This window comes from Bifidobacterium sp. (assembly GCF_022640935.1).
Taxonomy (GTDB): Bacteria; Actinomycetota; Actinomycetes; order Actinomycetales; family Bifidobacteriaceae; genus Bifidobacterium.
Map to the genome: position 1 here is coordinate 34,733 of NZ_JALCCV010000015.1, position 10,861 is coordinate 45,593.

General features: G+C 56.7%; 8 protein-coding genes and 1 pseudogene. 2 read left to right on the forward strand and 7 right to left on the reverse strand.

Features of this window, described 5'->3' with window-relative positions; translation table 11 throughout:
- Nucleotides 1–200 precede the first annotated feature (200 nt).
- The 7 genes and pseudogenes from LKG04_RS05095 to radA form a co-directional block, all read right to left on the reverse strand.
- A complete protein-coding gene (locus LKG04_RS05095) occupies nucleotides 201–752 on the reverse strand; it encodes a cupin domain-containing protein (protein ID WP_291759812.1) in 552 nt (183 codons plus the stop codon).
- Nucleotides 753–859: 107 nt separating this feature from the next.
- A pseudogene (locus LKG04_RS05100) lies at nucleotides 860–2,185 on the reverse strand (amidohydrolase family protein); the annotation flags it as partial.
- 119 nt (nucleotides 2,186–2,304) lie between these two features.
- The gene (locus tag LKG04_RS05105) at nucleotides 2,305–3,894 is read right to left on the reverse strand and encodes an adenosylhomocysteinase (RefSeq protein ID WP_291759809.1); all 1,590 of its coding nucleotides are present in this window, start codon (nucleotides 3,892–3,894) and stop codon (nucleotides 2,305–2,307) included.
- 289 nt (nucleotides 3,895–4,183) lie between these two features.
- The gene (locus LKG04_RS05110; RefSeq protein WP_291759806.1) at nucleotides 4,184–5,491 is read right to left on the reverse strand and encodes an MFS transporter; all 1,308 of its coding nucleotides are present in this window, start codon (nucleotides 5,489–5,491) and stop codon (nucleotides 4,184–4,186) included.
- A 16-nt stretch (nucleotides 5,492–5,507) separates the two neighbouring features.
- Nucleotides 5,508–6,683, reverse strand: coding sequence for an insulinase family protein (locus LKG04_RS05115; RefSeq protein ID WP_291759803.1), 1,176 nt, complete (start codon nucleotides 6,681–6,683; stop codon nucleotides 5,508–5,510).
- Nucleotides 6,673–7,818, reverse strand: coding sequence for a HesA/MoeB/ThiF family protein (locus tag LKG04_RS05120; RefSeq protein WP_291763365.1), 1,146 nt, complete (start codon nucleotides 7,816–7,818; stop codon nucleotides 6,673–6,675). Before LKG04_RS05120 ends, LKG04_RS05115 begins: the two co-directional genes overlap by 11 nt.
- A gap of 606 nt (nucleotides 7,819–8,424) precedes the next feature.
- The gene (gene radA / locus LKG04_RS05125; protein ID WP_291759798.1) at nucleotides 8,425–9,840 is read right to left on the reverse strand and encodes a DNA repair protein RadA; all 1,416 of its coding nucleotides are present in this window, start codon (nucleotides 9,838–9,840) and stop codon (nucleotides 8,425–8,427) included.
- A gap of 170 nt (nucleotides 9,841–10,010) precedes the next feature.
- Here radA and LKG04_RS05130 point away from each other — a divergent pair, with 170 nt between their 5' ends.
- The gene (locus LKG04_RS05130) at nucleotides 10,011–10,619 is read left to right on the forward strand and encodes a hypothetical protein (protein WP_291759794.1); all 609 of its coding nucleotides are present in this window, start codon (nucleotides 10,011–10,013) and stop codon (nucleotides 10,617–10,619) included.
- A 181-nt stretch (nucleotides 10,620–10,800) separates the two neighbouring features.
- Nucleotides 10,801–10,861, forward strand: a 61-nt coding sequence (locus LKG04_RS05135; protein ID WP_291763368.1) for a 30S ribosomal protein bS22, incomplete at its 3' end; no start/stop codon positions are given.

Sequence of the window (10,861 nt, forward strand, 5' to 3'; positions counted from 1 at the left end):
TTGGCGTGGCGTGTCGCGCAAGCGCCAATGCAGTGGTTGCGTATCGAAGGTACGTGATAACGAATTCAGTGTAGCCGACAGACGTTGCATGCGCTGCGCCGCGAGTATAGCAAACGGTGATGGCGAGTTATCAGCGTGTTGGGCGTCAGTGTGTTGGATGCGTCGCAGCGCCGGAGCGCTGCGGCTGTGCCGTCACGAAGTCAGGCCTGATCGAGTGTAAAGCCTTCGAACACGAATCCGGGGGAGACCACGCATGAGACGAGCGCGTCTCCCGGGCCAGGAAGCGTGCGCTGCCAGCATCCCTCCGGCACGATGGCATGGCCTGTGGGGGTAGCCTGGGATGCTGCAGGTGCCGTCTGCGCGGCTGCAGGGCCATCGGCGTCTTGGGCGTTGACGTTTGCGGCGTACTGTGTGTCTGCGTCTGTGCCGGATAGTCCGGCGCCGAGTGTGATGAGCGTGCGCAGCGCCGGGTCGGCTGCGGGCTGATCGCCGTTGCCGCCGAGTTCAAGTGTGACCGCGGCCGGACCGTGCCATAGCCAGATCTCGTCGGCGTCGACTTTGTGCCATGCGCTCGCATCGCCCTGGGGCAGCAGAAAATAGATCAGCGAAGCCAACGGACGCTCACTGATCGAATCGGTGCGTGGACTCTGCCAGTCGCGCGCGTACCAGCCGCCTTCCGGATGGGCCTCGAGACCGAGGCGCCGTGCTGCGTCGCGGGCGAACGCGCTCATATCATCCAGTGGAATGCTCATTGTGGCTCCTTGGAATTAGTGGTGGCTGCAGCGGTGCCGGCGGATGTTGCGCCCATGGGCGCAACCGTGTGGATGCCCGCGGCCGCGTCCGCGCGTGCGAATGCGCCGTCGTTGTACACCAATCTGCCGGAGAGCACAGTGGCGCGGTTGGTGCCCGCCCCATGGCGTACCAAGGTCTCGATGGTCTCCTCGATCTTCGCTGGCGACGTAGTGTTGGTCGGCACGTCGAAGAAGGCCAGATCGGCCAAGGCGCCAGAATTGATCTGGCCGATACGGTTGACGCCAACGTGCATACCCATGGCCTCGGCCCCGCCGAGCGTCATCATGCGGATAAGCCGATGTGTCAGATCGTCGCCGTTGTATCCTTGCTCGCGCGCCAGATCGTAAAGCATTGCCACATCGTCGAGCACGTCGAGGCTGGGCGAGCTGGACAGCGAATCGGTACCGACGCTAAGCAGATTGCCCTCATCGAGATATTCGCGCACCGGCGCATCCCTGCCGGTGTTGGTGATGCGATTGGAACGCGGGCACAGCGCCACGCCGACGCCGCGCTGGCGCAGGATACGGCGGTCTTCCCTGTCGGCCCACACGCCATGCGCGATATGCACATCAGGTCCCAGCGAGCCAAGCTGGTCAACGAACTGGATAGCGGAGGCGCCTTTGCCGCTCGATTTGAGCTGGCGGTAGCTGTCCCACGTCTCGCGGTTCCAGTCATCGCTGGAATATGTGGTGAGTACCGGAGGATATGTGCCGGCCTCCAACGGCGTCTCCGCCAAATGGATATGCAGACGCATATTGAGCTGCCGAGCGATGTCGGGAAGGTCTACGAACGGCTCGGATTCCAGCGTATACGGGGCGTGCGGGCTGATGCCGAGGCTGGGCAGCCGTCTGCGGCTCATCTCGCGCAGCTGACGGCGCAATTCGAACCGTCCTGTGGCCTGCCACTCGTCGTTATGCCAACCCATCACCTCCCAATAGGCAATGCCGTGCAATCCTTGCGAGCCCAAGGCGTCGGCAGCCTGCAAGTCGGTGACGATATCGGCTGCGGCGGTAGTGCCCGCCTCCACGAGCATGCGTGCGCCGCGATCAGCCCACGGTTTCCACGGCTGATTGTCTTTTGCCAGCGCGTAGACGCTGTTGAACGCCAGCTCCCAATCGCGAAAACGCCCGTATGTGCCTTTGCCTACCGCCTCCATGCCGGTGTATTGCAGATGGGTGTGCGCGTTGATGAGGCCTGGCGTGAGCACGCCGTCCCAGTGCCATTCGGCGATTGCGGCGCCCGACGTGGTTTCCTGTTTCACCGCATTCAGCACCCAGCGGCGTTTGCCGACATGCATGACGCGGTCGCCGTGCACCGCAACCGCACCGTCGACGATCACCGGCCCGGTCACGGGAATCACGAGTTTGGCTGAATATATGGTGACTTCGCTCATGAGGTCGCTGCTGGCTGCTGGATTGGTGACGGGCGCGTCGCTGATGACATGTGGGGTATCGGTGACGTGTGGAATATTGGTGGTGTTTGCGGCATCCACGGCTTCGACTGTATTCGCGGTCATGCGGCTTCCTCGTTTCCCCTGCATGAGCGCGTGCGTGCCGCGTCCTCTTCTGCGAAGCGCGTCAGCCGCCAGTCGTAGCCGTTATCCACGGTTGCGTGACTGGCATGGCAGCCACGGGCTTCCAAAGCGATCGTCGCGATGCGGCGGTCGGATTGCGCGTCGAGCCGCAGCAAGCCGGGATCCAGTTCGTCGCAATGCTGCAGCAGATAGGTCACGGCGCTGACCTGCACGGCGAAGCTCAAGTCCATGATCTCGATGGGGTTGCCGCCGCCCACGGTGTAGTTCACGCCGTCCCCGTCGGCGATGAGCGTGATGGTCGGGCCGTTGGAAACGGTCAGTGTCATGCTGTCGCGACCGATCTGTGGCACGAAGTCAGGGATGTCGTCCAACGCGATCTCGTTCGCGATGCCGCCGATGACGCTCAGTACGGCTCCACCGCGCATGCGCTGAAGATGATCGAGCGTGATGGTATGCCGCACGCCGGTCGCGGAGATGACAATGTCGGCCGCAGGCAGTGCGTCGTCAATGTCTTGGGCAGCGAAGCCTTCGAACACCGCTTTCAGACAGGCCACAGGGTCTGTATCGCAGATGGTGACCTGCGCACCAAGCGCTCGGATTCTGAGCGCGAACCCCCGCCCGACCGGCCCGTAGCCGATTACGGCGACCTTGGCACCTGCAAAAACATGCTCGCCCAGGATTCGCTGCAATGTGGTTACACAGGTCTCTCCAGTGCCATGCGCGTTGTCGAAGCCGGTTTTGAGCGTACTGTCGTTAACCGCCACCACCGGATAGTTCAGTTCGTCGGCGTCCTGCATCGCCTGGAAGGCGCGCACGCCGCTGGTGGTCTCCTCAGCCACGCCGATTAGCCTGCGCATCAACTCGGGGCGTTCGAGCGAGGCGAGGCGGGCGAAACTCGCGCCGTCGTCGACGATGATCTCGGGGCGTATTTCGTCAAGAAGTCGCAGCGCCGCCTCATGAGTCTGCCGGGCGTCCCAGCCGGTGTCCGCCTCGACGACGATGCCCTCAGCACGCAACTGGCGTGCCACGCGTTGATCAGTCGTATCCGGGCCGCCGAACACGCCGACGATCGCGCCGGCTGCATGCAGTGCGCGCAGCAGCACGGCGGTTTTCGGTTCGAGAATCAGGCAGACGGCGATGCGCACGCCTGTGAAATCGATCTCGCCGCGCAGCTGGGCCATCAGTGTGCGCAGCACGACCATATGCTCCTGAGCATAATCCATGGCGGCAGCACCTGTCGCCAGGCGCATGTCCGGCACCTGATCGGCAGATATCGTCGCATCGATGAGGAACTGGCCGGGGTCGGGCTGCGACGGCTGGTCAGCGTCGACAGGCACCATACCCCATTGCTGCGCCGCAGCCGGCATGAGAGGAACCGATGATTGCGCCTGCGATGAGGATTGTGCGGCGATAGGCGCTGGCTCAGCAGTCGATCGCGACGCAGTGGATGCTGACAATGCGTCGACCGTCTCAGGCAGCACAATGTGTGCCCCGGCCAGCGATCGATTGGTGCGCTGCGAATATCGGCAGGCCCATGATGCAAAATCGGCGGCCCTCTCGGTAGTCATGGTGATACGTCTCCTTGCATGCGGCGTAGGGCATGGCATCATATGTTGATTGCCATGTGTTATTTAACTCAGTGTTGATTACTCTATGCCGATCACTCTGTGTTATTTAACTCAATGTTGATTGTCCAGCTGCATGCCAGTCTAGTGGCATCACGCAGAGTGTACAGTTCCCCTGCCTGTGATTTTCGCCATGAGGCTCCCTGTATGCGATTCCCTGTATGCGATTTGCCATTGCATGATTTCAGCCATGCCGCGCCTCATTGCGCGCCATCCCGTTCGGTTCAGATTCTCAGGCCTTGGTCTGCCCGCCTTCGGCTGCCGACACCCCTTGCGTAGCCTCATCGACAGTAGTCTGGAGCGCCTCGAACGACTTGGAATCCTCGGGCACATTGGTTTCAGTCTCCTCGTCCGGCACGTTCCATGGGCGTGTGGCAGCCACGAGCGCCGCGATCATGGCGATTGCAGCACCGCCCAGGAATACGCCCGCGACCCCGATGCGCTGCGCGATGACGCCGCCGAGCGCCATGCCTACAGGCAGTGCGGCCTGTGTGCCGGTGAGCAACGCGCCGTTGACCCTGCCCAGCAGGTGCTCGGGCGTGAAACGCTGCACGGTGGTCGCGATCGTCACGTTCACGATTCCGGCGGCAAGCCCCATCACGAGAATCATCGCCAGCGTAAGCCAGAGCGAAGGAAACAGCGCAAGGATCGCAATCGACCCAGCCATACCCAGCAGCGGGCCGATCAGTTTGGCCTTGAACGGTGCGCGCTGCAATGCGAATACGGCGACATTGCCCAGGATGATGCCGATCATCAGCACGATCTGGATGGAACTGTATGCGAATGCGGAGGCGTGCAAAACCTGCTGTACCCACAGCACATCCAGGCTCATCACCGGGCCGAGCGCGAAGTTGACGACGAGGGCGAGCAGAATGACGCCGAGCATCAGGCTATTGCCACGGATGTAGTCGATTCCCTGCCGCCAGCCGTGCGCATCCTCGTTCGCAGCAGGCTCGTAGGTTTCCGCATGCACATGCATAAGTGCACCCACGCATGCAAGGGACGCCAGAAACGTCAAAGCGTTGATCGCGGTGAACGTCGCCAGCGGCATCAGGGCGACGATGGCACCGCCGATGAGTGTGCCCGCCATCTGCATGGACATGGACACGCCCTGGTACATGCCATTGACCCGTTCGAGCGAATCGTCATCGGCCAGCTGTGGGATCAGCGCGTTGACTGCAGGCATGAAGAACATGCCGACCAGTCGCGTCAGCAGCACGATGGCGGCCAGTCCCACCACCGTGGGAGGAACCGCTGCATACAGGAAGGTCGCCGCAAGCATGATGGCCGTCTGCACTGCGTCGACGCCAAGCATCAATGGCATGCGCCGATGCCGGTCGGCCACCCCGCCGGTGAACACCATGGTCAGGCTGGTGGAAGCGAACAATGCGGAGAATATGCCGATGATGGCCGCATTCTGCGTCAATTTGGCGATGTACCAGTCCGCCGCCAGCATGAATAGGTTGTCGCCGAGCTGCGAAGCCCCCTCGCCCGCCAGCAGAATCGGAATACTCCAGCGCGAAGTTGGCTTATGTCCCATAGTCAGCCCTTCATTATCACTGTTGGACAGTGTAGACACTGTTCTTCTCCTCTCCTATTGAGCGGACGAGCTCGATGAAGTTAGCCTTTATATGTATATCTAGATGTGAAGGAAGCTCAATAATTGATTCCTGTTTTTCTGGCATATGAGAAAAACTTCGTATAGATTTTTGAACGCCATCAAATAAGAGGCTCTGGCGAAAGTGGACATATTGATATTGGGTTTCGGCCAAAGCTTCTAGTTCAGACGCTGGGAAGTTTGATAGTGATCGAAGTTTCTGTTGAAGCATTGTAACAAAGTTACTGGCTGATTTTCCTCCTACGTTCGTCAAAATCTGTATAAAACATTTGTCGCCATATAACAACGGGCGAACGATAATGTCGTAAATTCCGTCGACTACGCTGCGAAGTTCACCCTTCAAGTTAAAGCCTCGATTTGTTGTCAATAGAGTGAGCAGCATGCTTGTTGCGATTATGTCTCGAGAGGCTATATCAGGTAACGGAAAAATGAATGAGATCGAAGAAATTGTAGGATCTGAACTTTTCTTTTGCTCAGTACTGAGCGCATGAAACATTGGAGAAACTAATCCCTCTTCCTTGTTTCCAAACGACAGTATAATATTAGTATTTATTTTTTCTACATATTTATGAAGGAATTCGACATCGTCGCCAACAGCATAACAAACTGCATTTTGTACTTTACGCAACTCTTTAAGACTTGAAAAGACATCATCTAACGAAAACGAGGACACGGTATGTGAATCCCCCATGATCGGGTCGTGCCCTTGTCGCTCATCAAAAGCTAAGGCCAAAGCCTCGTTGATAAAAACTGAGATGGAATCGTGAGAGTATTCCCGAATCTCTTGAATTACTGTAGATTTTTCATCTTCCAGATCTTTTTTGCTTGGATGGAAAAAGAATATTTCATTCAAGAAATTTTCGGCACAGGATTTGAAAACTTCGGATGGGCATAGCAAAATGAATGATGTTTCCGATCGGGTGGTTTCACCTTGGAATTCCCCATTAGCTGTTCGAATATTGTCTAGATACGGAGAAGAGGCGTGAAGTAGTATATGCTCAACTAGGTGCGTGACACCGATCTTGTCTTTCGGGTCTAAATTTGCTCCGCGATGAAACTTGACACATAATCCTGCCACGCCTGAAGATTGCGTTTTTTGGGTTCTAAGATACATTTGTACCTTGACTTTCTATTGAGATAAGTTTCCAGAGATCTCGCTGAGAATTGTTGGGTGGCGATTGTCTTCCGCAAGTTGGACAGGCCGAATCACGCTGAAAATGCACGAACTTGTCTTCTTGCATTGCATCAAAATCAAACCTGTATAGGATACCTCCGGAAGCTGTATTGAATATGCACTTCTGAAGCCATTTCTGTACTATCCAAGAGGCCTCTATTGCTGCGCTGACTGCATTTGTCGGAGTGATGGGAGAAAAATCTGCCTTCTTTAGTGCAGCTACCAGTTGTGTCAAACCATTGGCAGCTTCTGACGATAATAGGCAATCCGCACAACCTGTTATATCTGGATCAACGATGAAAGCCTTTGCTGAATCTCTGGAAGAAAATGCATATAAGCTCGGAATGCTTTTTATATAACAGGCGCGGTTGACTATTCGCTGCGCCACATAAGGTGGCTCGTCCATGCAGCAGAACACCCAGTCCGTTTCATTAACCTCTGCCAACGCGTCAGCAACATTATGTATTCTTGCCACTGAAGTTTGCACTTGGCATTTTTTACATCTGCTGTTGATATGCTTCTGCAGGGCCAGTACCTTGGGATGTCCTACATCTTCTTGTGTGTAAACCAATTGATGGTCGAGGTTCTGCAGATCGACAATATCAGGATCGACTATCTTTAGTGAACCCACTCCAAGTTCTGCCAATTCAAGCGCAATGAGGCAACCCCCGACCCCACTACCTAAAACCGCTACAGTAAGTCCCTGAAGCCATCTAACTGTCTTTTCACCATCAACGCCCTTTCCATAATATAACGTAAAATCAGATTTCCGTTTTTCGTACTCATCTAGCTCATGAAAAGGTTTTGAGAGAAAAGTCACAGCACCTATTTTCTCTAGCTTAGCTAAGACTTTTCTGTAGGAATCAAAAGACAAACACTGCTGAGGATGATACAAGTCGTAAACCTGTCGGACACTATGCTCCCCATCTAGCAATTTAAGTAGGCGATACCACTTTTTAGAGGAATCCATTATGGAATAAATGTCGTTATCATCAGTCCCAATCCTGGTCTCATTATTTTGCATATGATAAATAAACCGATTTCTCGGTATCATTGGGTATAAGGATTCGAACACTGTACACTTCCATTTACTGGAAATGGGGCTGGCGATAGCAATGCTCTCCGCCAGCCCCATCCAATTAGCCGAGTAAAACGTTATTAGTTACTAGATGAAGTACCAATTCACCACTGTTTTGCTTGCAGCTCTCGAATCCTGCTCCATGTCGAAAGCTTCGTCTTCAACATATACATCATCAAGAACGTGCGTTGTTGCAAACTGCATAATTACTCCTTAAAGAAGATTTACCAATCTAATCAATGATAATGGTTCACAAGTGTGATTTTTTTGCCTCCCCTGACATTAGGCTAAAACGATACGTTGCCAAAATCACCCCAAGACAACTCATCGTTCCGCTGTGCACCTATTACTGATATGCAATAAGCACATATTTAGTATGTGTAGCCGAATGTTACAGAAATGTAACTATAGTGTGAAGAGTGAAAATATATTACATTAGTTTGTCTGATCGTCCTAGCGCAGCGTTTTGTATACATACAGTATTATTATGATGAATACAATCCCGAATTTCGACACATGGGTGATATAGAAAAGATTCGAATGCATGTCGAGCTGAATATGAGTAGTACACATTCAACGATGAAGTTTTTTCATGAGAACTCTTTACCGCGCCGTGACGCCTAGAGCCGCCAACGCGTCGCGCAGCGATGCAACCTCGATGACATGCATTCCGGCTAGTGCGGGCGCAGGGGCCCGGCGGCCGCGCGGCACCGGCACGACAGCTGTAGTGAACCCCAGCCGGGTCGCCTCGGCCAGGCGGTGCGCCAGACGAGGCACCGGGCGCACCTGGCCGGTGAGCGAGATCTCGCCGATCGCACAGGTGGTGCGTGCGATCGGGCGCGACGCGGCGGCGCTCGCCAGCGCGGACACGATGGCCAAGTCGCACGCCGGCTCCTTCGCCAATCCGCCCGCGATCGTCGAAACATACACGTCCTTGGCCAGGAGATTCACATGGCCATGCTTATAGAGCACTGCGATGAGCATAGCCAAGCGGTTCGCGTCGATGCCGTTGGTGGCACGTCGTGGGGTGGGCAGCGCCGAAGCGGTCGCCAAGGCCTGTACCTCGATCGGCAGACTGCGGTGGCCATCCAGGGTGAATGTGACGCAGGTGCCTTCGGTCGGCTCGTCGGCAGCTGACAGGAACAGCCCGGAAGGATCGGGCACCTCCTCAATGCCTTCGCCGCTCATATCGAAGCAGCCGACCTCGTCGGTCGGTCCGAAACGGTTCTTCACGGCGCGCAGCATGCGCAGCGCCGTCTGTGCATCACCTTCGAACTGGCAGACGACGTCGACGACATGCTCCAGCGTGCGCGGGCCGGCGATCGAACCGTCCTTGGTCACATGGCCCACGAGGAACACGGGGATGTCCATGCTTTTCGCGCTGTCGATCAAGGCGCCGGCTACCTCGCGCACTTGCGTGGAGCCGCCGGCGATGCCATCCACATCCTGGGACACAATGGTCTGTGCCGAATCCACGATGACTAGCGCCGGCTTCTCCTGCTCGATCAGGCCAAGCGCCGTCGACAGATCGGTGGTGGAGGCCAGCAGCAGATTGCTCTCGACCGCGTTGATGCGTGATGCCCGCATCCTGACCTGGGCCTGAGACTCTTCACCTGAGATATACAACACTGATCTAGGCGATTGGCCGCGCGCCACATGCCCGGCCGTCTCCAGCAGCAGCGTTGACTTGCCGATGCCTGGCTCGCCGGCCACCAACACGACCGAACCGGGCGCGATGCCGCCGCCAAGCACGCGGTCGAATTCGCCGAACCCGGTCGGGATACGCTGTACGCCGTGCGTGTCGATGTCAGTGATAGGTGTGGCGCCCAAATCACCAGTGTGGTTGGCCAAGGTGCGTGACGTGCGGCCCGGGGCCGCCGTATGCGTGGAAGTGGCTGGGCGAGCCTCATGGAACTCTTCGACGGTGCCCCACTGGCCGCACTGCGGGCAGCGGCCATACCATTTTGGTCCGTTCCAGCCACATTCCGTGCACACGTATTGCGTTGCGCTCTTTGCCATGTCTGCGACGCTAGCGAAGTTTCGAGACAAGCGTTGCCGGATAACAGTTTCAGACACGATATTGAGTGTTTCAGTGTTGAGTGCTTCAGCCGTTTTTGTCAATCGCGCGTATGCTTTGGCCGCCCCGCACAGTCAGCGGTGAGTCAATCCGCTGTGCGATAATCGGTGCCATGTCGAAAAGCGAATCCTCATCTTCTCATGGCAGGCTCATCGCGGTCGTCGTCTCCGCAGCGCTCGTCATCGTGCTCGCCTTCCTTTCCGCGTTCATCTGGCCGGGTTGGGCGTTGAACAAGGCACCTGCCCAGAACCCGGGCGTGCAGAAGAGCACGGAGGCGCCGACGACGCCAAGCATCACGGCGAGCCCGTTGCCGAGTGACGCGAGCGAACTGCTCAAGGCGATGCCCGACAGTGTGCTGAATTTCGCGCGTACCAAAACCGCTTCCAGCACCAGCTGGTCTGCATCGACGCCCATCGAGGAATACACGTTGACATACGGCACTGGCGCCGCTGCCGGCACCGTCACTCTGATCACAGCCCAATGGTCGAGCGCCGACGAGGCCAAGGCACAATATGACTCGCTTGCAGGCACGATGAAGGGTCAGGAGTTGGGCTCGGGAAGCGTCAAGGTCGCAGGCAATGCCACGGGCAGCTACGTGGTCAAAACAGATTCGACGGATGACAGCAAGGCTGTGGCGCTATGGCAGAACGACACTGTGGTTTTCCAGGCGACAGGCTCCAAGGACGCGGTTGAACGGTTCTACCAGAAGTTCCCGCTGTAGCCGGTTCGACTTGCATGCCAATGTCAGGAGTGGAGCTGAGGGGCGCAGGGTCAGGCGGAGATCGGTTCGTAGTGGTTCGCGAACAGCCTTCGGCCAGTTTCCCACGCCGAGCCCCAAAGTCGCCAAAGCAGTGTAGTATTGGGCAAGTTGCACACTTATAGTCAAGGATTGGAGGCTTCAGATGGGTTCTGTCATCAAGAAGCGCCGCAAGCGGATGAGCAAGAAGAAGCACCGCAAAATGC

What these genes read in the sequence shown, in the direction of transcription:
- LKG04_RS05095 (WP_291759812.1), bottom strand. Translation starts at nt 752, where the DNA reads ATGAGCATTCCACTGGATGATATGAGCGCGTTCGCCCGCGACGCAGCA.
- LKG04_RS05105 (WP_291759809.1), bottom strand. Translation starts at nt 3,894, where the DNA reads ATGACTACCGAGAGGGCCGCCGATTTTGCATCATGGGCCTGCCGATAT.
- LKG04_RS05110 (WP_291759806.1), bottom strand. Translation starts at nt 5,491, where the DNA reads ATGGGACATAAGCCAACTTCGCGCTGGAGTATTCCGATTCTGCTGGCG.
- LKG04_RS05115 (WP_291759803.1), bottom strand. Translation starts at nt 6,683, where the DNA reads ATGTATCTTAGAACCCAAAAAACGCAATCTTCAGGCGTGGCAGGATTA.
- radA (WP_291759798.1), bottom strand. Translation starts at nt 9,840, where the DNA reads ATGGCAAAGAGCGCAACGCAATACGTGTGCACGGAATGTGGCTGGAAC.
- LKG04_RS05130 (WP_291759794.1), top strand. Translation starts at nt 10,011, where the DNA reads ATGTCGAAAAGCGAATCCTCATCTTCTCATGGCAGGCTCATCGCGGTC.